Source organism: Caballeronia sp. LZ019, from assembly GCF_031450825.1.
Lineage (GTDB): Bacteria > Pseudomonadota > Gammaproteobacteria > Burkholderiales > Burkholderiaceae > Caballeronia.
Map to the genome: position 1 here is coordinate 964,326 of NZ_JARTVZ010000002.1, position 22,264 is coordinate 986,589.

A 22,264-nucleotide genomic window follows, 5' to 3' on the forward strand; every position below is an offset into this window, starting at 1 on the left:
ACGCACTGCGTTCAGGGCATGCCGCCCATCGACGGCGAAATGATGCTGCCGGGCTCGCCTCCCAGTGCGGTATCGCTTGCACTAACGGCGCGCGTCGATAGCGGCGCGTGATCGGCGGCGCACGTTTCGACGCTGTCGCTGCCGAGACATTGCTGAAACGCGTCGGCTCTGTCCTTGCCGTCGAAGGTGTAGATCGTGTTCTCGACCTTGACTTCCGTGTCGGAGATGCGGTCTGCGCTAATGGTCATCTGCTGTCCTCCCTTTATCAATGCGACCGGTATACGAACGCAGCATCAAACGCGCCTGGCTACAGGTACATGCGTTGCTGTTTGTCTCATCGTTATCGTCACACCGAACAAGGAGGCCTTATGTCTCAGCATCCCGCGCAGTCGCAGGACCAGAGGCACGAAGATGAACCGCGTATGGATGAGATCGCTCAAGCGTTAAAGGGCGCTGAATACCCGCTAGGCAAGGAAAAACTTATTGCACTTGCGCAACGCAACGGAGCGAACGGTGAAGTCATTGCCTTGTTGCACAAGATGCGCGACCACAAGTACGACAGCGATGCCGCTGTGCTGCGCGAAGCCTCGCGCGCCGAATAACCGTCAAACGAGGACACGTGATGGCTCAAACTCCCGAAGCACCCGATACGCATGACAAGCCCCATGCACCGGGCGGCAATGAACTGAACAACATCACGCCCGACGAAGCGGATAGGGTAATCCCTCGTCCCGGTGAGGCATTGGAGCGCGACGAAGCAACCGATCCCGACAAGGCCAGCGTAAACCCTGACGATTCGGGCAATCGTCCGAGGTCGCTATAAATAAATTAAATGAACGCGCAGGCGATTTCCAATCATGCAAGCGCCAAACTCCGCTAGCATTTAAGAGCGTCGAATTGGGGCGCGGCTTTGCACGGCGCTTGCAGACCACCACCGCGCAACGGCCCGGCATCCGCCAGGCCGCTTATTGCACAAGGAGGCTTTATGAAGTGGGAAACCCCGAGCTTCACCGATATGCGTTTCGGCTTCGAAATCACGATGTACATTGCCACGCGCTAATCTGCAAAAAACGGCCGCGACAAGCGGCCGTACTTTTTCCTCTGCAATCCCTTTTACCTCAATTCCCGCGCGGCGGGACGTCCTGTCCTGTTTGAGGTCCCTGCCCGCCCTTACCGGTCGGCTCAGGCCGGTCGCCAGAGCCTAGCGGCACTTCTGCAGTCTGATGCGGGTCCTGCTCCAGACGCCGGTTCTCCGGTTCGACTTCGCCTGCATTCGGCTGACGCACGCCTTGCTTCGGATCGCCGCCCGTTGCCGCCCCGGGTCCTGGCAGGTTTCCAATAGAGCCGCCTCCGCTCGCGCCGCTGCCGGCATCGCCGAGCGGCTTGTCCGTGCTGCCTTTCCCTTCCAAACGATCGTCGTCGGTACCCATTGCACGCCTCCTATCGAGTTGATGATCTGTTGCACAGCAACGGACATTCCACTCGCTTCGCAATGGCTGAGCCGCTTTGAGCGAGAGGTCCGATCATTGCTTGTCGTTCTTCGTTAGACAACGGAGAGTGCGATGCCCCCGCTTTCGCAAACGCCCTTTGATGTCGTCCCACATACGCTCAACGCCTGACGCTGATGGCAACGCTCAAGCAACCCGGTGTCGAACCGGATCAAACGCCCGCATCACTCGATGAGTGTCACCGCTGCGCGCTCTATAAGGACGCAACGCAGGGCGTGCCCGGTGCCGGCCCGCGCCATGCGCCGTTGATGGTCGTCGGCGAGCAGCCCGGCGATCAGGAGGATTTGCAAGGCAAGCCCTTCGTCGGCCCTGCGGGCGCCATGCTCGATCGCGCGCTGGAGGAAGCCGGTGTCGCGCGTAAAGATGTCTATGTCACGAACGCAGTCAAGCATTTCAAATGGGAACCGCGCGGCAAGCGACGCATGCACAAGACGCCTGCACAGCGCGAGATCGATGCATGTCATTACTGGATGGACCGAGAGACTGCGGATATCGATCCGAAGGTCATCGTCGCACTCGGCGCAACGGCGCTCAAATCCGTGCTGAGCGATTCCAAGGCGAAACTGCAGGCTTCGATGGGACAGGCGATCGAGCATGACGGACGGGTGATCGTCGCCACCTATCACCCGTCGTATGTTTTGCGCGCGGCCGATCCGGAAACGCGTCATGCCGCGTATCAGGCCATCGTCGATGCGCTGCGCGAAGCGCATCGCTTGCTGAAAGCCAAACGTTGATCGGGAAACCTCATGGCAACCACCCGCAAGACTGCAAAGACTTCTAAGACCACGCGCCAACGTCATACGCTCGCGAGCGATCGCAAGAAGAAGACGCGCAGCGCATCCAGCAAGTCTGCCAAGCCCAGGAACGACGATCATCGCTGGTCGCATCACGTGATGGAAACCAGCGATGCAATGGATATCGAGCGCGACATCTTCAAGACGGGCAACGCCGAGGAAATTGCGCAATCGCTCAAGCATTCGTCGACGAGCAGCACGCGACGCAAGGGCACGCCGTTTCAATCGGCGATGTCGATGCTCAATTTCTATATCAATCGAGCGGGCCGCAATCTGCCGAAGACGCGACGCAAGACACTGGAACGGGCCAAAAAGCACTTGCGCGAGGCGTTCGGCCGAAAGCCCTGAGCGCGCCGGACGCATCGGGAATGTGACTTGCTATTAGCCGTGCAATCGACAAGGAGACGACCATGGCGCAAGAACCTCCTCTCAGCCCGGGCGATGAAGCCGAACCCGGCGCACCCGGCACCGGCGAAGACATCTGTCCGGACTGCAACGGCACCGGCAAGCAGGACGGCGGCGAATGCCCGACATGCAGCGGCACCGGCAAGGTGACGCAAGGCATCGGCGGGGGCTGATGAAGCGCCGCATTCACCGGTGCGCGGCGGCAATCGTCGCCCTCGGTCTAGCAAGCTCCGTAGCCAGCGCCGACGATTACGCCCCCGGCTTCGGCCCGAATCCTACGTTGCCAGCCCCAAAGCGAGCATTGCTGCCGACGGTGAACATCGCGCCTGCAAAACCCTGGGCGCAGGGTCAACGGCCCGTCGCGGCGCAAGGCTTCGGGGTGACTGCGTTCGCCGCCGGACTCGATCATCCGCGCTGGCTTGCGACGCTGCCCAACGGCGACGTTCTCGTTGCCGAAAGCAATACGCCTGCGCAGCATGACGAGAACGCGGGTCTCAAAGGCATCATCACGAAGAAGGTGATGAAGCGTGCTGGCGCTGCAGGGCCGAGCGCGGATCGCATCACGCTGCTGCGCGACGCCGACGGCGATGGCGTCGCGGAGACGCGCGCCGTGTTCATCGACAAGCTGCATTCGCCCTTCGGAATGGCGCTCGTCGGCGACTATCTCTATGTTGCGAATACCGATGCCGTCGTGCGCTTTCCTTATCGAAACGGCGACACGCAGATCGCATCGCCCGGTGAGAAGTTCATCGACCTGCCCGCCGGGCCGATCAATCATCACTGGACCAAGAACGTCATTGCAAGCCCTGACGGCAAGCGGCTTTACGTCACGGTCGGCTCGAACAGCAACGCTGCGGAGAATGGCATCGACGCCGAGAACGGACGTGCGGCGATCGTCGAAGTGGACATTGCCAGTAAAGCATCGCGGCTCTATGCAACGGGCTTGCGCAATCCTAATGGCATGGCGTGGCAACCGCAAAGCGGTGCACTGTGGACCGCTGTGAACGAGCGCGACGAAATTGGCAACGAACTCGTGCCCGACTATATGACGGCCGTGAAAGACGGCGGTTTCTATGGCTGGCCTTATAGCTATTTCGGGCAGCACGTCGATGATCGCGTGAAGCCGCAACGCGACGATCTCGTGGACGCGGCCATCGTTCCCGACTACGCGCTGGGCGCGCATACGGCATCGCTCGGCCTCGCGTTCTACGATGGTAAAGCGTTTCCCCAGCGCTACTGGAACGGCGCGTTCATCGGTCAGCACGGGTCTTGGAACCGCAAGCCGAAGAGCGGTTATAAGGTCGTGTTCGTTCCATTCGCGAATGGCAAGCCTTCGGGACCGCCCGAAGACATACTGACGGGCTTCTTGTCATCGGATGGACGCGCGCTCGGGCGTCCGGTCGGCGTGGCAGTCGATCGCACGGGTGGCCTGCTCGTCGCCGACGATGTCGGCAATACCGTCTGGCGGGTCGCGCCCGCGTCGAAATAAGTGGCCGCGCGCAAGCCCAAGGCTAAAGAAGAAGCGCAGGCCGCGCCTCGGCTCACGCTCTTCGCACTTGCGGAGCGGCAGATCGTCGGCCTGTACGACGCGGGCGTATTGTCACCCGCTGTGTTGCATCAGGTGATCGCGGCTTATGCGGATAGCGGCATCGACTGGAACGAAGCAGGCTCCATGCATACCGTGGATGACCGAACGCTTCAGGAAGCGGTCGTGCTCATCATGATGCCGGGGCGCGCGTTGCGTTCGGCACAGAAGGACTTCTTGTCGGTGGTCGAGCATCTTTCGGGAAGGAGTCCGCCGAAGGCGCATGTCGCTGACGATACCAGCGAAGAGCCTGCCGACGACGAAGACCTGTTGAGCCAGCTAGGCGGCAAGCGAAGCGATGAGGGCTCCGAAAAGCAGGAGGCGTCGTCGCGCAAGCCTGCCGGGTTCAATCCGCTCGTCGGCGCGCGCGCGATACCGAAGCACAAGCGCTGAGTCATCGCTTCAATGCGGGACGCCGTCCGCCATCAGGACGCGTAGCTCATCCATATCGAACGGCTTGGCGAGGATGCGAACACCGAGATGCTTCGCGCGTTCGATCTCGTCCGCGTAGCCGGTCATCAACACGATCTTCTGCGAAGGCAAGCGCTGAACGATCTGCTCGGCCAGATCGATGCCGTTCATGCGGCCAGGCATCTGCACATCCGACAACACGAGATCGAAGCCATAGCCTTCGCCCAGGAGCGCGAAGGCCGCGTCCGCGCTCTCTTCGTGATGCACGGCGCAGCCGAACACTTCGAGCACCGCCGTGATGCCCGCGGCGACATCGGCGTTATCTTCGACGAGCAGCACGGACATGCCGCGCAATGGATGGTCCTCATCGACGTTCGGCGGTGGAACCCGATGCTCAGGTTGACTAACTACCTCCTGTTTCGTCGATGCAACCGCCCCCTGATAGCGTGGCAGGTACAACCGCACGGTCGTGCCCGCATTCGGCACGCTCGTGATGCGTGCGGCGCCGCCCGCCTGCTCGCATGCCGCGAGCACTTGCGCAAGCCCAAGTCCCGTTCCCGCGCCGCGCTCTTTCGTCGTGAACAACGGCTCGAACGCGCGACGCAGCACCGACTCGCTCATGCCTTCGCCGTTGTCGGTGACGGCGATCAGCACGTATTCGCCGTCGGGCAAGTCGTTCCCGGCGCTGCGCACGCGCGCGTTCTGACAACGGATCACAATGCGCCCGCCGTGCGGCATCGCATCGCTCGCATTGACCGCGATGTTGACGAGCGCGAGCTCGAGTTCGACCGCATCCGCCATGACGTTCCACGAGTCCGCCGCACACTCCAGCGTCAGCACGACCGATGGATGCACCGCGCTTCTCACGGTATCCAGCACGCTTGTCAGCCACGCGGACGGGTCGATGGCTTCCTGCTTGCGCGGATGCTTGCGCGCCACGCTCATGAGCCGGCGAGCAAGCGATTCCGCGCCGGCGGTGGCGCGTTCGACCGCGAGCACTTCGCTTTCGACATCGTTGAAATGCTTTCGACGCGCAAGCGCCATGTTCGACGACACGACCATCAACAGGTTATTGAAGTCATGCGCGACGTTCGCGACCAGATTGCCGAGCGCCCCCATGCGCCGCAATTGACGGCTCGATGCTTCGACGGAAAGGCGCATGGCGACCTCTGCTTGCCAGCGCTCCCATGCGGCACGTTCGGCATCGAGGCGACGGATCGAGAACGCAATCAGCAGCCACACGGCCATGCAGGGAAAGGCGGCGATTGCGCAGACGAGCGCGAGGTTATGCCGCCATCGCGCCTTGACGGCGGAAGTCGCGTAGCCCGTGGCCACATAGAGCGGGAAATCGGCGACGCGGCGGTAGGCGAGCACGCGTTCGATCTGATCGATGGTCAACGTCATCCGCAGCCGGCCATAGAGCTCGTTATCGCGAAAGGCGTTGGTGAACGGCGTGTCGGTGGCGGGCTGCGCGGCGGCGTCCGCTGAAGGGTAGCGCACGAGCACCCTGCCGTCGCGTCGATAGAGTCCGATGACGAGCGCGTTATCGCCCGCGGCGATCTCATGATAGAAGTCGCTGAAATAATCGCGTTTCAGCGCAATGGATACGACGCCGAGAAAGTGACCGTCCTGGCTCACGCGTCCCATCGTCGTGGTGAAGACGTCGGAGTTCGCGACCTTGCCGCGCAACGGCAGCGAGAAGTACGTGACCGGTGCGATGGCGCGCGCAGCGCGGAAGTCGTCGCGATCCGCGATAGACACTTGAGGCGCAGGGTACCAGCGGCTATTCACGAGCAGCGCACCGTTCGCGCCGAACACCGAAACGGCCGCGACCTGCGCAAGCGTGCCGCTCATGTCGTCGAGCGCGCGATGCAGCGCTTCCTGACGGCTCGCGACGCTGGCATCGTCGCTGTCACCGAGCGTATCCACCACGCGCGTCTCGAGTTGCTGATTCAGGTCCAGCACCTTGAGCGCATGTTCGTTTGCGATGCGCGCGAGACGTTCGGTCAGTTCTTCCGCATCGGCGAAGCGGCGCTGATAGTCGTAGTAGCCATAAATGCAAAGGCACGCGAGCGGTATCAGCACCGACGCTGCCAGCACGAGCAGCAGCACGCGCCGCGTCAGCGCGAAGTTGCGCGACGGAAGCCGTAAGTCCAGTGTCCCGTTCTCGGTAGGGTTCAAGCGTTCGGCCTTTTCGTGAGTCGGCCGTCTATCGTAACCGGCGGGCGCGTATGGCGCATAGCCACATGCACCCGCCCTGTCAACGATGCATCACCCTGCCAGTTCGCGATCCGGCGTCAACGATATGCGATGTATCGCAAGGTCCGCGCCGTTGAATTCGTCTTCGCGTTCGAGCCGCAAGCCAACGGTCATCTTGATGGCGCCATACACGGCCGCACCGCCCGCGAGCGCGAGCAACACCGCGCCCAGCGTTCCGATGCACTGCGACCATACCGATACGCCGCCGATGCCGCCGAACGACCGCTGCCCGAAGATGCCCGCCGCGATGCCGCCCCATGCGCCGCACATGCCGTGCAGGGGCCACACGCCGAGCACGTCGTCGATACGCCAGCGGTTCTGAACGCAAGTGAACATCTGGACGAACAACACGCCCGCGACTGCGCCGACGATCAGCGCGCCCAGCGGATGCATCAGGTCCGAGCCTGCGCATACCGCGACGAGCCCGGCAAGCGGTCCGTTATAAGTGAAGCCCGGATCATTGCGTCCCGCGAACCATGCGGCGAGCGTTCCGCCGACCATTGCCATCAGCGAGTTGACCGCGACCAGGCCGCTGATCTTGTCGACGGTCTGCGCGCTCATCACGTTGAAGCCGAACCAGCCGACCGCGAGCACCCATGCGCCCAATGCAAGAAACGGAATGCTCGATGGCGGATGCGCGGCGATGCGCCCGTCCTTGTGATAGCGCCCATGACGCGGGCCGAGCAGCAGCACGGCAGGCAGCGCCACCCAGCCGCCGAACGCATGCACGACGACCGAGCCCGCGAAGTCATGGAACGGCGCGCCGAAGGTCTGCGCAAGCCAGTGCTGGATCCCGAACCGCTCGTTCCACGCGACGCCTTCCAGCAGCGGATAGACGAAGCCGACGATCACGCACGTCGCGAACAATTGCGGATTGAACTTCGAACGTTCCGCAATCCCGCCGGAGACGATCGCCGGAATGGCCGCCGCGAACGTCAGCAGGAAGAAGAAGCGCACGAGCGCATAGCCGTTGTGCTGCGCGAGGATATCGGCGCCGTGCATGAACTGCACGCCATAGGCGATGTTGTAGCCGATGAAGAAGTACGCCAGCGTCGACACCGCAAAGTCGACGAGGATCTTCACGAGCGCGTTGACCTGATTCTCGCGGCGGACGGTGCCGAGTTCGAGAAAGGCGAACCCCGCGTGCATCGCGAGCACCATTGCTGCGCCGAGGAGCAGAAAGAGCGTGTTGGTTCCGGATTGAAGGGCCTGCATGGTGCGTGGCTCATCTTGAAAAGCGGCGCTTTTTGCAAGATCCGGGCCATGCGAGTGCATCTTGCATGCGGTTGGTGCTTGGACCCTGCCGTACATGCGCCCGGTCGGTGCCGACAGCGTCCCGCAACTCGTGACGTTCGCGCTGCTTTGGTGCGGCCCGACCGATCGTGTTGCATGCGGCGCACCGCCGGCGTGCATGTAACACGCAGAATTCCGCACGCGTGCATCCGAGCCACCGAAAAGCCCTACTCGTCAACCCGTTCATTTCCAAATATTTCCGTAATGTGTAATGATACTGATTCGCATTAACAATTGCGATCATAGCTTGACCCAATGACGACAGCCGCCTTGGAACGACACATGGGCGAGCTGTTTCGTCATCGCTTCTGGGCGCTGAAATCCCGTTTCGCGCCAGTCGGAATCTACTAACAAGTATCGGGGAACGACATGTTGAGGAAAACGCCGCTTGCAGCGGCTCTGGTCACAATTGCCGCGGCGCCGATGGCCGCACCGCTTTATGCGCAGACCGCACCGCAGGGCGCGCTAGCCACGCAAGCAGCAGCGCCCGCGACGCAAGCCTCTTCCGCCACGGACGCTTCGGCCAGCCAGACCATCGCGCAGGCCGCCACGCTGCCGGCCGTCGCCGTGACCGGACAAAGCGACGCCGCTGCCGACTTCCAGCCCGAGATGTCGAGCGTCGGCGCCAAAGTGCCGACCGCGCTGCGCGACATTCCGCAGGCGGTCGTGGTCGTGCCGAAAGCCGTGCTGCAATCTCAGGCGGTGAGCTCGTTCTCCGACGCGCTGCGCAACGTGCCGGGCGTAACGCTGGGCGCGGCCGAAGGCGGCCAGATCGGCAACAACATCAACTTGCGCGGCTTCACGGCGCGCACGGACATTTATCTCGACGGCTTCCGTGACCGCGGCCAGTACTATCGCGACACCTTCAACCTCGAATCGATCGACGTGCTGTACGGTCCTTCGTCGCTGTATTTCGGACGCGGCTCGACGGGCGGCGTCATCAACCAGGTCAGCAAGCAGCCGAACCTCAAGCCGCGCGCCGACGTGTCCTTGCAGGCAGGCACGCATGACCGCTATCGCACGACGGTCGACATCAATCAGCCGTTGACGGATACCGCCGCCTTTCGCATCAACGCGTTCGGCCAGTCGCTCGGCTCGACGCGCGACGAGATGAAAAACAAGGACTTCGGCATTGCGCCGGAGGTGAAGTTCGGCATCGGCACGCCCACGCAAGTCACGCTGTCTGCACTTATTCAGCACAACTACGATCAGCCTGACTACGGCATCCCGCCGTTGAACGGCCATCCCGCTCCTGTCGATACGAAGACCTTCTACGGCTTCACCGACGATCGCACCATTCAGGACGTGCAGACGCTGAACGCGCGGATCGAGCATCGCTTCAACGACATGTTCACGGTACGCAATCAAACGCAATTCAGCCACTACAGCACCGAAGCGCGCGCGACGAACGCAGCGGCCGTACTGACCGGCCCACTCGGCACATCGACGGCGCTCACGAACGGCAATTACACGACGCTGCCGCTGTCCTCTTTGTATGTGCGCCTGCAAGGCAAGGATCGCAACATCAACGATCATTCGGTCTATAACGCGACCGATTTTCAGGGCAAATTCGCAACCGGCTTTCTCAAGCATGACATGCTGGTGGGCGTCGATCTGAGTCACGAGACGTACAGCAACCAGAGCTTCACCGCAACGACGCCGGGACTGCCCTCGAACACGCTGGCCATTGTGCCGCTCGTCAATCCGGCTTATACGCCGCGTCCTTCGAACTATCGCGAAGTGGCGACCAATCTCGCGGAATCGAGCGCGAACGGCATCGGCCTCTACCTGAACGATACGATTTCCATCGGCGAGCACTGGAAGTGGATCGGCGGGGTGCGCTGGGACCGCTACGAAGCGTCGATCAACAACTCGATCAACGCGCCGCGCTATGCGACGCAGACGAATTACTTCACGAGCGTCCGCACCGGCATCGTTTGGCAGCCGACGGAATGGCAGTCTTATTACGTGTCGTATGGGACATCGTTCAACCCGTCGCTCGAAGCGCTCACGCTCACGAACAATCAGCAGAACACGCCGCCCGAGAAGAACCGCTCGTATGAGATCGGATCGAAGTGGGACCTGTTGAACGGCGGGCTATCGGTGACGCAATCGCTTTTCAATATCGAAAAGACGAACGCGCGCACGCAGGTCTCGACCGGCGAATACACACTCGATGGCGATGTCAGAGTGCGGGGCTATCAACTTGGCGTGGCGGGCCACCTCACGAACAAATGGCAGCTGTTCGGCGGCTACACGTACATGAACGGCACGGTGGAAAAGGCGCTCGACGGCACCACCGGCAATACCCTCGCGAATACGCCGCACAACATGCTTACGCTGTGGTCGACCTATAACTTCACGCCGAACTGGGAGTTCGGGGGCGGACCTTCCTATGTGTCCTCTCGCTATGCAGCCAACAATAACCTGGTGAAGGTGGGCGGCTATACGCGCTGGGACGTGATGGCCGCGTATCATCAGAAGCGCTACGATATCCAGTTCAACGTGTGGAATCTGACGGACAAGAAGTACTACGACGCCCTGATTCCATCCGATGGCGGACGCGCGGTGCCGGGCATCGGCCGCACCTTCCTCGCGACGTTGAATTACCGCTTCCGTTGATGCCCACGCGCGCCGTTTCATCGCTCGAAGAAGCGGCGCGCGCGTCAAGTGACTTGCCGAATCATGATTCTTTCGATACCGAACGTACTCAGTCCCGAAGACGCCGCCGCGATGCGTGCACGTCTCGAAGCCAGCGACGCATGGGTCGATGGGCGCGCGACCGCGGGCTATCAGGGCGCGCCGGTCAAGCGCAATCAGCAGATTGCAGAAGGCTCGCCCATCGCGCGCGAACTGGGCGATATGATCGTCGGCGCGCTCGAGCGTCATCCGCTTTTCATCAGCGCGGTGCTGCCGAATCGCGTGTATCCACCGCTATTCAACCGCTATGAAGGCGGCATGCATTTCGGCAGTCATGTCGATGGCGCCATTCGCATCGTGCCGGGACATGGCGCTCGCGTTCGCACCGATGTGTCCGTCACACTGTTTCTTTCACGCCCCGAAGACTACGACGGCGGCGAGCTAGTGATCGAAGACACGTATGGCGTGCAGGAAGTGAAGCTGCCCGCGGGACACGCAATCGTGTATCCCGCGACGAGCTTGCATCAGGTGCGCCCCGTTACGCGCGGCGCACGTGTGGCGAGTTTCTTCTGGACGCAGAGCCTCGTTCGCGACGACGCCCAGCGCGCGCTGCTATTCGATCTCGACAACTCCATTCAACGCCTGAATGCGACCAACGGCGATGAAGCCGCCAAACGCACGCTCGTCGGCTGCTATCACAATCTGCTGCGCATGTGGAGCGAAACGTGACCGCTCAATGGTCTTGCGCGAGTTCCTCGAGCAGCGCTTCATCACGCGCGATCACATCGGGCAGATGTGCACGCAGAAACTCGACCCACGTGCGCGTCTTTGCATCGACGAACTTGCGCGACGCATAAAGCGCATAGAGATTCGTATGCTGCAGCGTGTACTGCGGCAGCACGCGCACGAGCGAGCCATTGCGCAAGCCGTCGATTGCAGCGTAGAGCGGCAACATGCCGATACCCATGCCTTCGCGTATCGCCACCACGAGTGATTCTGCGATATTCACCTGCACCGTCCCGCTGATCTGCAACGTCTCGCGGCCTTGCGGTCCTTCGAGCGTCCATTCGCGTGCGGGAAACGCAGGCGTCTGCAAGGTGAGGCAATCGTGACTGGCGAGGTCGGCGGGCTGCTCGGGCGTGCCGCGTGCATCGATATAGCCCGGCGATGCGCAAAGGATGCTGAACGTGCTTCCGAGCCGATGTGATATCACTTCCGAATCCGACAACGTTCCCGCCGATACCACCGCGACATCGCTGCTGCCTTCGAAAAGATCCGGCATGCGCTGCGATAGCGTCAACTCCACCTTCACGTCGGGATAGAGCGCGCGATAACGGGCGATGGCCGGAAGAATATAGTGCTGACCCACGCTTGCGAAACTGAACATGCGCAGCGTGCCCGATGGATGCTCATGCGCGCCGCTTGCTTCTTCTTCCGCGCCGTCGATATCGGCGAGTATCTGCAAGACGCGCTTCAGATAGCGCTCGCCAGCCGACGTGAGCGCGAGACGCCGCGTCGAGCGGTTCATCAATCGCGTGCGCAAGTGAGCTTCGAGTTCCGACACGGCGCGCGACATCGCGCCTGTCGTCGAGTTCATCGATTGAGCCGCGGCCGTGAAGCTGCCGGCTTCGATCACGCGGGCGAATACCCGCATGTTCTGTAGGGTGTCCATCAAACCTTCACAGTTGCCAGAGGGACGGTATTGTCCGCTCAATTGCCACAAGCATTGTTATCGAATCTGGAAAGAATGTTCCCTGATTCCCTCATTAATCCATGATCCGGTGCTGCCTACAATCGGCTGCTTCACGAAAGGGACGCAGCGGGCAAAAGCATGTCGTTCATGGATCAGCCGCGTGCAGGCGCAGCTTGTGCGCGAGAAGTCATCGACGGCCTGCGCGACTGGATCGCCACCGATGGCAGTGTCTGGCTGCATCTTCTGAAGACGCTGCTTGCCTCGTTCATTGCGATGGGCGTCGCCATGCGCCTGGAACTTTCGCAGCCGCGCATTGCAATGACGACGACGTTCGTGCTGATGCAGCCGTTCTCGGGCATGGTACTCGCAAAGAGCGTGTATCGCTTCGCGGGCACGGCGCTCGGCATGATCGCGGCGCTCCTGCTCGGCGCGGTGTTCGTTCAGGCGGCAGAACTCTATGCATTCGGATTGACGATCTGGGTCGCGGCATGCACGGCCCTCGCTGTGCGGCATCGGCAATTCCGGTGGTATGGCTTCGTGCTGGCGGGATACACGGCTGCCTTGATCGGCGTGCCTGTCGTGACCGCGCCGGATCAATTGCTGCTCGCAACGCTCACGCGCGGCGCCGAAGTGATGATCGGCATACTGTGCTCGAGCGTGGTCAGTGCGCTCGTGTTGCCGCGTCATGCAAGCGCGACACTTGTTTCCGCGCTCGAGCAACGGGAAGCCAGTTTCAATGACTTCGCCGCAAGCGTGCTGCGCGGTGGCCTGAAGCGCCGCGTGCGTGAGCGCCGATATGCGAGGCTTGTCGAAGAGATTGTCGGATTCGAATCGACACGGCGTATTGCGGCTTACGAGAACCCTGCCCTGCGCCGCCAACGTCTGCTACTCGCGCAATTGAACAACGCATTCATGGATGCCTGTGCGCGTCTGCATGCGCTGGACCAGTGCATCAAACGGCTCGGTTTGATCGACGAGCATTCCGCGCTTGCATTATGTCTTCACGAGCTCGCGAACCTGCTGGCTTCATCGCCTTGCGATGAACGCGCGCTGAAGCGCTTCGCCACATCGCTAGACGAACGTCTTAGCGATACATCGAACATCGATGTCACGACCAGTCTGGAATTGCTCGGCCGCTTTACGCGCGACATCGTTCGTCTGATGCGGATGCGCGCATCCATCGCAAGCGGAGAGCATTACCCATCCTCACGCGATGAGCGCACCGGTCCGCGCTATGCCGCGACGACGAATCGTTTCGTCGTCGCGGCGACTTTCGTTCGCTCGGGCGTGGTCATTGCGGCGGTCGCATGGTTCTGGATCGCGACAGCGTGGCCGAGCGGCGGACTCGCGGTCATTGCAGCGACGCTCGCTTGCGCATTGTCGTCCGCATCGGCGAAGCCGGCGAAGTTCGTCGCGCAAATGGCGGCCGGCGCGGCCCTTGCAACGGTACTCGGCTACGTCTACCTGTGTCATGTGTATCCCGCTATCGACGGCTTTGCGCTCCTGTGCGTGGTGCTCGCGCCGCCGCTTGCAGCAGGCGCATTTATCGCGATGCGTTCTGTCATCGCCGGGTATGGCATCGGCTTCTGCGTGTTCTTCTGTCTGCTCGCCGCACCGGATAACGCCGTCGTCTACGATCCCGGCCTCTTGCTCAACAACGGCATTGCGATCGTCGTATCGATGCTCGTTACCGCAACCGCGTGCGCTGTCATCGTGCCGCCTCGTACACCGTGGCTCGTCGGCAAGACGCTGGCCGCATTGCGCGCTCAGGCCGCGCTCGCCTGCGAAGGCCGGATTTCCGGATTGAACGAGCGCTTTCATTCGGGCACGCACGATCTCATGGCGCAATTGCTCGGACTCATGACGCCTTCCTCGCGCGAGCATCGTCGCGCACTCGCGTGGATGCTCGTCACACTCGAAGTGGGACACGGGATGATCGATCTGCGCACGCTGCGCGCTTCAGTGAATATCGACGAAGCACCGGTATCCGTACGCATCGCATGGTCGTCATCGATCGCACAGATGCTGCATGGCGTTGCAATGCTGTTTCGCACGCCATCGAGCGCGACGCTGCGCCGTGCGATCAACGCTGTCGTATCGTCGATATTCGCAAGCGATGCGTTGCTCCAATGCCTGCGCGCGCCCCAGGCAGCACGCGACCTGCGGCGCGTTCTGGCGTGCCTGCATTTCATCCGCAGCGCACTCGTCGATCCCACGGCGCCCTTCGATACCCATCGCTAGGCCGATCCTTCCTCAAGCTGGAAATGTGCCTTACCCGCAGGACGATTTATCCGCCGGATGACGCGACTTATAGTGCCCGCGTGCCTGACCATCCGACGCAGCGCACACGTCTCAAAGGAAAAGACCATGAAGCCGTTGAAGATCATGCTTGCCGCAATCATTTTCACGGGCGCATCGCTCGCGATTGCGCAAACGTCCATGCCTGCCTCTGACAAAGCCGCAGGCGACACGAATCAGCAGTCCAAGCAAGCGCCGCAGCGAGCGCAGGAATGCGTGGGACCTGCAAGCTATTGCAGTGTCTTCTTCGGCGGCAGTTGATTCTTCGCGTTCGATGTCGGCGCGTTTGCAACACTGAAGCGCGCCGAATTAGACAAAGCGCAAAGAGTCGCATGGTGCAGGCTGCGCTTTCGATGCGCCGCCTATGAAAACAGCGAGGGATAACGAATAATCGCGCCGTTGCCCTGCCCTCTCTGTCCGCAGCATCCTGGCGTCGCGCATTGCCGCCAACCATCGAAGCCTACGCAAGACATACCCGATCAACGCGCCGCATCGATGCATGCTGAATGAAGCGCGCGTGCTTTGATACGCCGTTTCAATGGCGGAAGACGAGACCCTGGCCGGGGCACGAGCCAGTCAGTGTTAGTGGAGATATCGATGTTGGATGACCGTATTCGTTGTGCCGCCCTGCGCGGAAAGATCACTTCCGCAGCCGTCGCCGCGCAGCTCGTACACAACGGCATGCGCGTGGGGGCAAGCGGCTTCACGCGCGCCGGCGACGCCAAGGCCGTGCCGCTGGAAATCGCGCGACGTGCGCGCGAAGAAAGCGGCCCGCTTCGCATCACGTTGATGACCGGTGCATCGCTCGGCAACGACATCGATCGCATTCTTACCGAAGCCGGCGCGCTTGAACGCCGCCTGCCCTTTCAGGTCGACGCTACCTTGCGCCGCGCGATCAATCGCGGCGAAGTCATGTTCATCGACCAGCATCTGTCCGAGACCGTCGAGCTCTTGCGCGACAATCGCCTCGGCGCGCTCGATCTCGCGATCATCGAAGCCGTCGCCATCACCGAAGCGGGCGGCATCGTGCCGAGCACGTCGGTCGGTAATTCAGCGACCTTCGCCATGCTGGCGAAGAAGGTCATCGTCGAGATCAACCTTGCGCAGCCGCTGGGCCTCGAAGGACTGCACGACGTATGGTCGCCTGCGCCGCGTCCGGGGCGCGCGGCGCTGCCTTTGATGCGCGTCGAGGATCGAGTGGGGACGCCCTCTATCGACATCGCGCCGGAAAGGATCGCGGCGATCGTCGTGACGAATCAGCCGGACAGTCCGTCAACTGTGCTGCCCGCCGATGAAGACACCGCGCTGATCGCGGGACATCTCGTCGAATTCTTCCAGCATGAAGTGTCGCGCGGCCGTCTGCCGAAACGATTGCCGCCGCTGCAGGCGGGCATCGGCACGATCGCCAATGCAGTTTTGTCCGGCTTTGCGGCATCGCCGTTCGAAGCGCTCTCGCTTTATTCGGAAGTCCTGCAGGATTCCACTTTCGATCTCTTCGATGCAGGCAAGCTCTCGTTTGCATCGGGCGCATCGATCACGCTTTCTGCCACGCGCCAGGAGCAAGTGTTCAGGGAGATCGACCGCTATCGCGAGCGCCTTGTTCTACGTCCGCAAGAGGTGAGCAATCATCCCGAAGCGATTCGCCGCCTCGGGCTCATCGCCATCAACACCGCGCTCGAAGCGGACATCTACGGAAACGTCAACTCCACGCATGTCGGCGGCACGCACATGATGAACGGCATTGGCGGCTCCGGCGACTTCGCGCGCAATGCGTCGTATGCGGTGTTTGCAACGAAGTCCATCGCGAAGGACGGCCGCATCTCCAGCATCGTTCCGATGGTCCCGCACTGCGATCACAACGAGCACGACGTGGACGTGATCGTCACGGAACGCGGGCTTGCGAATCTCACGGGTCTGGCGCCGCGTGAGCGCGCGCTTGCAGTGATCGAGCATTGCGCGCATCCGCTTTATCGCGATCTCTTGCGTGACTACTATCGCGATGCAGCAGCGCTCGGCGGACATACACCGCATCGGCTCGATGCAGCGTTCGCCCTGCACACCCGCTTTGCACAAGCCGGCTCCATGCTTCCCGACTGATCGACAACGTGAGGCATTCGCAACGGCGAAGATTCGGCGCACAATGCCTGAACGTCGCCCGAAGGCGGGCGGACAGGAGGAGCACCATGACCGCCATTACGTGGGTTCTCGCCGCAGACGGCCGCCGCGCCCGGATCTTCGAAACGCGGGGCCTCGCGCTCGATCTCCAGCAAGTCGAGGACATTCGAAATCCCGCGCTGCAGGCTGCCGATTCGATCGACAAAGGCCGCGACTCTTTCGCTAAAGCACTCGCATCGTTTCTTGAAGAAAGCCGGTTGCGTCATCGCTTCGACCGCTTGCGGCTTGCGGTCGAGCCGGAGTTCCTCGGCGCATTGCGCGAGCGTTTGAGCAGCGAAACGCTGAAGCTGGTGTACGAAGCGCGCAGCAACGAGGTATCGAACGTGGATGTACAGGACGCGCGCCGCTGAAGCGCTTATGCGGCGCGTGTCATTCCTTAAGCGGGCTGGATGTTCTGATTGCTGCGGAACAGATTATCCGGATCGTAACGCCGCTTGACTTCCGCAAGCCGCTCGAAGTTCCGCCCATACGCCGCTTTGACGCGATCCCCCTCGTCGCCCGTCAGGAAGTTCACGTAGACGCTGCCTATCGCATGTGGCGTCAACGCGGCGAACATGTCGCGGGTCCATTGCGTGCACTTCTCGTCATCCGCAGCTTCGGTCCATCGGCCGTGGATGTTGATCGTATAAATGGAGTCGCGATTTGCATACGCGGTGGCGTCGACGGGAACGCGGTTGGTCTGCCCGCCCATGGCCCCGATGAACACTTCGCAATGCGGCGACGGCACCGCGAGCACGGCCTTCGTGAGCACGTCGAAGGTCTCGTCGCTCAAGGACGCGAAGTTGTGGGACTTCCAGTAATTGCGCGCACCCGGCGTGAGCAGCGGGTCGAACGCCTTCTGCCACATGGCGAAGGGCATCGGTCCCAGATGTTCGCCATACGGCGTGCCGAACGACCGCACGGGTTCGAGCGCCTTCGCGCCGTCCTCCACCGGGCCGATAAAGCAGCTTGCTAGCGCAATGACCGGCTTGCCATGCACATCCTCCGGAAGGAACGGCAAAGGCGGCGCAAGACGCATCACGGCCCATACCGTCATTTCGTCGGGGCTGGCCGCGACGAAGTCACGATACTTCGGCAGCACTTCTTCGGCCTGTTCGAGCGGATACACCACGAGCCCGCCATACACTTGCGGCCCCACTTCGTGCAGGCGAAATTCGAACAGCGTGACCACGCCGAAATTGCCGCCTCCGCCGCGCAACGCCCAGAACAAGTCGGGTTCCGACTCCACGCTCACGCGCCGCCATTGGCCATCCGCCGTGACGACGTCCGCAGCGACGAGATTATCGACGGTGACGCCGAACTTGCGGCTGATCCATCCGAAGCCGCCACCGAGCGTGAGGCCGGCAACGCCCGTCGTCGAATTGATGCCGAGCGGTGTCGCCAGTCCGAAGGCTTGCGCTTCGTGATCGAGATCCGATAACAACGCGCCGGGCTCCACATACGCGCGTTTCGATTGCGGATCGACGCGCACTGACTTCATCGCGGACAAATCGATCATCAATGCGTCGTCGCTGAACGCGCTGCCCGCGATGTTGTGCGCGCCGCCGCGTATCGATAACAGCATCCCGTTGTCGCGCGCGAACGCGATCGCCGCGATGACATCGGCCGTGCCGGCGCAACGCACGATCAATGCGGGGCGCCTGTCGATGGTCGCGTTCCACACCTTGCGCGCTTCGTCGTAATCGGGGTCGGCGGGCGCAATGACCTTGCCGCGCACTGCCGTCTTGAGGGTATCGATCGATTCGACCGGAATGTTGACCATGGAAGACCTCGCTGCATCAGAAACCGCGCCGCGACGTGCCTGACCCTGCCATCTGGAACGCTAGAGCGCAAGGAATCCGCCCGATAAGGCGGGATTGCGATGACGGACGTGACTGTCCGCTCGTTGATTAAAGGACCGACATTGCAGAATGTAAAGTGCTGCGCCAGTAAATTCACGCATGACATCTAGCATGCATCGGCCAACTTTTCCGGAAACGGGTCTTAAGTGAAGTTATGGATCGCTTACTGTCTCTGGAAGAATCCCATACGGCAGATTTGGTACTAAGTGTTAAATGTCCTTACACCAGAATAGCGAGCGTCAACGTTCGGACGATGCGCGCGTTTCTCGGACATGCAGATCATCCCGGTCTGCTCTGTCCTCAAGAAAGGTTGTTCCATGACGAAGAAACTGCTTGCCGCCGCTGTCATCGCTTGCCTGTCGGCGGGTGTCTTTGCAAAGCCGCACGAGTTCAAGCACTACGAAAAGGCCGAGCGCAAAGAGCATCGCGAGAACGTCAAGCAAGCTCGCGAACATCGCGATGAGCGTGAGCATCGTGAAGTGCGCGAGGAACACAAGCGCGTAGAAGAAGCTGGCCGTCGCGATACCACGTTGGGCAACGCACGCGTCGACATTCGCAACGATCACGCGAATGGCCTGCAACTGTCGCATTAAGTAGCGCAGTGAACAGGCCGTGCAACGCGACGAGCGCCCATGGCGCTCGTCGCGGGCACGAAGCATGCGCCTCTCGACGCCTGATGACACGCGTCAGACGGGAGAACCGCATGAAGAATCCCTGGACCAGAAAGAACCCTTATTTGGGCATGTGGCTTTCCGGCGCAAACGCGGTCGCGGGATCGGCACGCGGTCATGCGACAGCCGCCGTCAAGCGCCAGGCGCGAAAGCAGATGAAGGACTTCTGGACGGCCGCCCTGACGCCTCTTGCGCCGCCCAAGAGCACGCGACGAAAGAAGCGCCGCTAACCGGTACGATCAATAGCCGAATCCGCCACTGGCAGGAAAGTCGATCGCGCCTTTGTCCGAAAAACGTGCGCCGCCGAATGCGCCGCCCGCGAGCCGGCCGCGCGCTTCATAGGCCACCTTGGTCGATGCATCGCCGCTTGCAAAGCCGAGCGCTTGCCGCGCCACCGACCACGCCGATACCGTCACCGGCACCGACAGCACCGTCTCGCCGAAGCGAGGCACCGTGCCACGCTGCGCACTGACGCCGCTCGCAAATGGTCGGCCATTCAGATCGAGGTCGAGCGCGACGCCATCGAAATCGATCGGCGTATCGTTGGGATTCTGCACGCGTAATTTCACCGCGAAGCGCATCTCGAGTCCCTGCCCTTCGAGCGGTTCGATGCCCGCAACATTCACGCGCATGGGATCACGATTCAGGAAGCCCGCGCAACCGCCGAGCGCGAGCATCGTGAAAAAGACGGTAAGCGCGATAAAGAAGCCGCGTAGCGCGTGTTTCGAGTGCATGGGCAATTTTCCTTGAGCGATATGTAAGGCAGCGGGATATTCTAGGCACGCAGCGCATGAAGCAGCATGCGGCCATACTCGTGGTGAAACCAGACGCCATCGGCCACATAGAGTGCTGCAACCCACGCCGCGCCGACGACAATGAGATCGCAATGACCGCTCGTCCATAGCTTCAGCGAGTGACGCCCGGCGATCCACGGCACGCCCATCGGATTCGGCCAGTCCGCCAGCAGATGCATGATTCCGCCACATGCAAAGCCCAAAGCGAAAGGCACTGCCGGATGACTTCCCACGTAATGCCAGCATAAAGCGAAAAGCGCGGCCCAGCCGATGCCCCAGTGCGTGAGCGTCCGGTGCGTGATCCACAGCTTGCGCTTTCTCGTCCACCACGCCACTTCAAGCCAATCCGGCGCAGTCGCGCCGACCACGCCGCCGAGAAGCGCAAGCGCGCACGCAAAGTAATCGACGCTTGCCGCGGCCTTGGTGACGAGCGCCGCCGCGATGATGCCCGCCGCCCATCCGGTCGCGTGATGGGCCTTGCTCGATGCCATAGGGAACCTGCCTGGGAACGCATGCTGAGGAAACCGCGCATGTTCGCATGACGCTTCCTTTCCTGAGCATGCGGATACATAAACTTACGCAAATGCGAGCGTCGATGACAGGCGCTGACGCACATCGCCGGCGAGCCGGCGCGGCTATGACTAAAATGATTGCAAGAACCGTTGCGCGCGGAATTCGCGTGCGATCGACCCAATCAGCCTCTTAACGATCAAGCCGTCATGCAACACCTGAAATACCTGAGCGCCTATCCGAATACGCTACAGGACAAGGTGCGCCGACTCATCGCCCAGCAACAACTCGGGCCTTATCTCGACGCGCGCTATCCCAACCGGCACGCGGTTCAGTCGGATCGCGCGCTGTATCAGTACTGCACGGATCTGAAGAATGAGTTTTTGCGCGTCGCGCCCGCCATCGACAAGGTGTGCTACGACAGCAAGCTCGATGTGCTGCGTCATGCGCTCGGCCTGCATACCGCCATCTCGCGCGTGCAGGGCGGCAAGCTCAAGGCGAAGAAAGAGATACGCGTCGCCTCGTTGTTCAAGGACACGGCGCCCGAATTTCTCAGGATGATCATCGTGCACGAACTCGCGCATCTCAAGGAAAGCGAGCACAACAAGGCGTTCTATCGCCTTTGCGAATTAATGCAGCCTGGCTACCATCAGATCGAATTCGATTTGCGGCTTTATCTCACGCATCGGGATCTGATTCGCACCAAGGCCGAGTGACTGCGGACCACGCCAGCGCTGCGGCATAGCCGGCCGGTGCGGCAATCGCAATCGCCTGAAACGCACCCGCTTCGGCTGATATCGCATAACGCACGCCTTCGCGCGGCAAGACGGAAAAGCCTGGCATGGTCAGCGTATTGCCGCCGATGCCATCGCCATGTGCTTTCAACACGGCTTCCTTGGCGGTCCAGCATGCGAAGAATGCGCCGCGTGCTTCGGCTTGCGGCATGGCGTCGATGGCACGCTTGTCATCGCGATGAAGCACCGAGCCTTCCAGTGCGCGCCAGTCGAACGGAGGCAGCGCTTCCTCGATATCCACGCCCACGCGCCGCCCGAACGAAACCGCGATCAGACCGTGCATGCCGGAATGCGACACGTTGAAGTCGGGAGCATCGGGCATCGATAGAAACGGTCTGCCGTTGGCGTCGACGTCGAATGCGAGCCTGGACGGATCGACGTCGAGTTCGGCTGCGAGCACGCGTCGCAGCGCCGCGCGCATTGCCACGAAGCGAACGGCGTCCTGGTGCCGCAAGAAGCGGTGCGCGCGGGCGCGTTCGGTGGCATTCAGTTCGTTTGCGCCGGCTTGCGGAAGCGTTGCGGTCAGATCGATATCGACGCGCCACACCCGCACGTCCGATGGCGCGCCTGCTGCCAAGAGTTGTGTCCGCATT

26 protein-coding genes are annotated in these 22,264 nt (G+C 61.7%); 16 read left to right on the plus strand and 10 right to left on the minus strand.

Annotated elements, in window-relative coordinates:
- Positions 1–11: 11 nt before the first annotated feature.
- A complete protein-coding gene (locus tag P9255_RS07440) occupies positions 12–248 on the minus strand; it encodes a hypothetical protein (RefSeq protein ID WP_309766339.1) in 237 nt (78 codons plus the stop codon).
- Positions 249–368: 120 nt separating this feature from the next.
- On the opposite strand from P9255_RS07440, the gene P9255_RS07445 reads away from it, so the two are divergent.
- The 3 genes from P9255_RS07445 (at position 369) to pqqA (ending at position 1,060) form a co-directional block, all read left to right on the plus strand.
- Complete coding sequence (locus P9255_RS07445) at positions 369–602, plus strand: DUF2795 domain-containing protein (RefSeq protein ID WP_309766342.1); 234 nt, start codon at positions 369–371, stop codon at positions 600–602.
- 20 nt (positions 603–622) lie between these two features.
- A complete protein-coding gene (locus P9255_RS07450; protein ID WP_309766343.1) occupies positions 623–823 on the plus strand; it encodes a hypothetical protein in 201 nt (66 codons plus the stop codon).
- 162 nt (positions 824–985) lie between these two features.
- Positions 986–1,060: a pyrroloquinoline quinone precursor peptide PqqA gene (pqqA, locus tag P9255_RS07455; RefSeq protein WP_008353049.1), complete on the plus strand. Its 75-nt coding sequence runs from the start codon at positions 986–988 to the stop codon at positions 1,058–1,060.
- 58 nt (positions 1,061–1,118) lie between these two features.
- Here the strand turns inward: pqqA and P9255_RS07460 are convergent, their stop codons facing one another.
- The gene (locus tag P9255_RS07460) at positions 1,119–1,430 is read right to left on the minus strand and encodes a hypothetical protein (RefSeq protein ID WP_309789298.1); all 312 of its coding nucleotides are present in this window, start codon (positions 1,428–1,430) and stop codon (positions 1,119–1,121) included.
- A 194-nt stretch (positions 1,431–1,624) separates the two neighbouring features.
- Between P9255_RS07460 and P9255_RS07465 the strand changes: the two genes are divergently transcribed.
- The 5 genes from P9255_RS07465 to P9255_RS07485 all read left to right on the plus strand — a co-directional run bounded on the left by P9255_RS07465 (position 1,625) and on the right by P9255_RS07485 (position 4,685).
- The gene (locus P9255_RS07465; RefSeq protein ID WP_309766346.1) at positions 1,625–2,242 is read left to right on the plus strand and encodes a UdgX family uracil-DNA binding protein; all 618 of its coding nucleotides are present in this window, start codon (positions 1,625–1,627) and stop codon (positions 2,240–2,242) included.
- A gap of 12 nt (positions 2,243–2,254) precedes the next feature.
- Positions 2,255–2,650, plus strand: coding sequence for a DUF3175 domain-containing protein (locus P9255_RS07470; protein ID WP_309766348.1), 396 nt, complete (start codon positions 2,255–2,257; stop codon positions 2,648–2,650).
- Between the two features lie 62 nt (positions 2,651–2,712).
- On the plus strand, positions 2,713–2,880 hold the full coding sequence (locus P9255_RS07475; protein ID WP_309766350.1) for a hypothetical protein: 168 nt from the start codon (positions 2,713–2,715) through the stop codon (positions 2,878–2,880).
- Positions 2,880–4,196, plus strand: a complete 1,317-nt coding sequence (locus P9255_RS07480) for a sorbosone dehydrogenase family protein (RefSeq protein ID WP_309766352.1) — start codon at positions 2,880–2,882, stop codon at positions 4,194–4,196. Before P9255_RS07475 ends, P9255_RS07480 begins: the two co-directional genes overlap by 1 nt.
- Entirely contained in the window at positions 4,197–4,685 is a 489-nt protein-coding gene (locus P9255_RS07485; protein ID WP_309766354.1) for a hypothetical protein, read from the plus strand.
- A gap of 9 nt (positions 4,686–4,694) precedes the next feature.
- Here P9255_RS07485 and P9255_RS07490 read toward each other — a convergent pair whose 3' ends face one another.
- Both P9255_RS07490 and P9255_RS07495 read right to left on the minus strand, forming a co-directional pair.
- The gene (locus tag P9255_RS07490) at positions 4,695–6,884 is read right to left on the minus strand and encodes an ATP-binding protein (RefSeq protein WP_309789299.1); all 2,190 of its coding nucleotides are present in this window, start codon (positions 6,882–6,884) and stop codon (positions 4,695–4,697) included.
- A 90-nt stretch (positions 6,885–6,974) separates the two neighbouring features.
- Positions 6,975–8,177: an ammonium transporter gene (locus tag P9255_RS07495; protein ID WP_309789301.1), complete on the minus strand. Its 1,203-nt coding sequence runs from the start codon at positions 8,175–8,177 to the stop codon at positions 6,975–6,977.
- 447 nt (positions 8,178–8,624) lie between these two features.
- Between P9255_RS07495 and P9255_RS07500 the strand changes: the two genes are divergently transcribed.
- Together P9255_RS07500 and P9255_RS07505 are read left to right on the plus strand one after the other, a co-directional pair.
- Positions 8,625–10,877, plus strand: coding sequence for a TonB-dependent siderophore receptor (locus P9255_RS07500; RefSeq protein WP_309766359.1), 2,253 nt, complete (start codon positions 8,625–8,627; stop codon positions 10,875–10,877).
- Between the two features lie 63 nt (positions 10,878–10,940).
- A complete protein-coding gene (locus tag P9255_RS07505; RefSeq protein WP_309766361.1) occupies positions 10,941–11,624 on the plus strand; it encodes a Fe2+-dependent dioxygenase in 684 nt (227 codons plus the stop codon).
- A gap of 4 nt (positions 11,625–11,628) precedes the next feature.
- Here the strand turns inward: P9255_RS07505 and P9255_RS07510 are convergent, their stop codons facing one another.
- Positions 11,629–12,567, minus strand: a complete 939-nt coding sequence (locus tag P9255_RS07510) for a LysR family transcriptional regulator (protein ID WP_309766363.1) — start codon at positions 12,565–12,567, stop codon at positions 11,629–11,631.
- A 168-nt stretch (positions 12,568–12,735) separates the two neighbouring features.
- Between P9255_RS07510 and P9255_RS07515 the strand changes: the two genes are divergently transcribed.
- From P9255_RS07515 to P9255_RS07530, 4 genes are all read left to right on the plus strand, one after another.
- A complete protein-coding gene (locus P9255_RS07515) occupies positions 12,736–14,829 on the plus strand; it encodes an FUSC family protein (RefSeq protein ID WP_309789303.1) in 2,094 nt (697 codons plus the stop codon).
- Positions 14,830–14,955: 126 nt separating this feature from the next.
- Entirely contained in the window at positions 14,956–15,147 is a 192-nt protein-coding gene (locus tag P9255_RS07520) for a hypothetical protein (protein WP_309766365.1), read from the plus strand.
- Between the two features lie 336 nt (positions 15,148–15,483).
- On the plus strand, positions 15,484–16,983 hold the full coding sequence (locus P9255_RS07525; RefSeq protein WP_309766366.1) for a succinate CoA transferase: 1,500 nt from the start codon (positions 15,484–15,486) through the stop codon (positions 16,981–16,983).
- An 86-nt stretch (positions 16,984–17,069) separates the two neighbouring features.
- Positions 17,070–17,411, plus strand: a complete 342-nt coding sequence (locus P9255_RS07530) for a host attachment protein (protein WP_309789304.1) — start codon at positions 17,070–17,072, stop codon at positions 17,409–17,411.
- Between the two features lie 26 nt (positions 17,412–17,437).
- On the opposite strand, the gene P9255_RS07535 is transcribed toward P9255_RS07530, so the two are convergent.
- A complete protein-coding gene (locus P9255_RS07535; protein WP_309789306.1) occupies positions 17,438–18,823 on the minus strand; it encodes an FAD-binding oxidoreductase in 1,386 nt (461 codons plus the stop codon).
- 318 nt (positions 18,824–19,141) lie between these two features.
- Positions 19,142–19,561, minus strand: a complete 420-nt coding sequence (locus P9255_RS07540) for a hypothetical protein (protein WP_309789307.1) — start codon at positions 19,559–19,561, stop codon at positions 19,142–19,144.
- A 44-nt stretch (positions 19,562–19,605) separates the two neighbouring features.
- Between P9255_RS07540 and P9255_RS07545 the strand changes: the two genes are divergently transcribed.
- On the plus strand, positions 19,606–19,803 hold the full coding sequence (locus P9255_RS07545; protein WP_309766372.1) for a hypothetical protein: 198 nt from the start codon (positions 19,606–19,608) through the stop codon (positions 19,801–19,803).
- A 9-nt stretch (positions 19,804–19,812) separates the two neighbouring features.
- Here P9255_RS07545 and P9255_RS07550 read toward each other — a convergent pair whose 3' ends face one another.
- Together P9255_RS07550 and P9255_RS07555 are read right to left on the minus strand one after the other, a co-directional pair.
- A complete protein-coding gene (locus P9255_RS07550) occupies positions 19,813–20,307 on the minus strand; it encodes an LEA type 2 family protein (RefSeq protein ID WP_309789308.1) in 495 nt (164 codons plus the stop codon).
- 41 nt (positions 20,308–20,348) lie between these two features.
- A complete protein-coding gene (locus tag P9255_RS07555) occupies positions 20,349–20,858 on the minus strand; it encodes a metal-dependent hydrolase (RefSeq protein WP_309766375.1) in 510 nt (169 codons plus the stop codon).
- 228 nt (positions 20,859–21,086) lie between these two features.
- Here P9255_RS07555 and P9255_RS07560 point away from each other — a divergent pair, with 228 nt between their 5' ends.
- Positions 21,087–21,593, plus strand: coding sequence for a M48 family metallopeptidase (locus P9255_RS07560; protein WP_309766376.1), 507 nt, complete (start codon positions 21,087–21,089; stop codon positions 21,591–21,593).
- Here P9255_RS07560 and P9255_RS07565 read toward each other — a convergent pair.
- Positions 21,556–22,263, minus strand: a complete 708-nt coding sequence (locus P9255_RS07565) for a 4'-phosphopantetheinyl transferase superfamily protein (RefSeq protein ID WP_309766378.1) — start codon at positions 22,261–22,263, stop codon at positions 21,556–21,558. The genes P9255_RS07560 and P9255_RS07565 overlap by 38 nt on opposite strands.
- Between the last annotated feature and the right edge of the window lies 1 nt (position 22,264).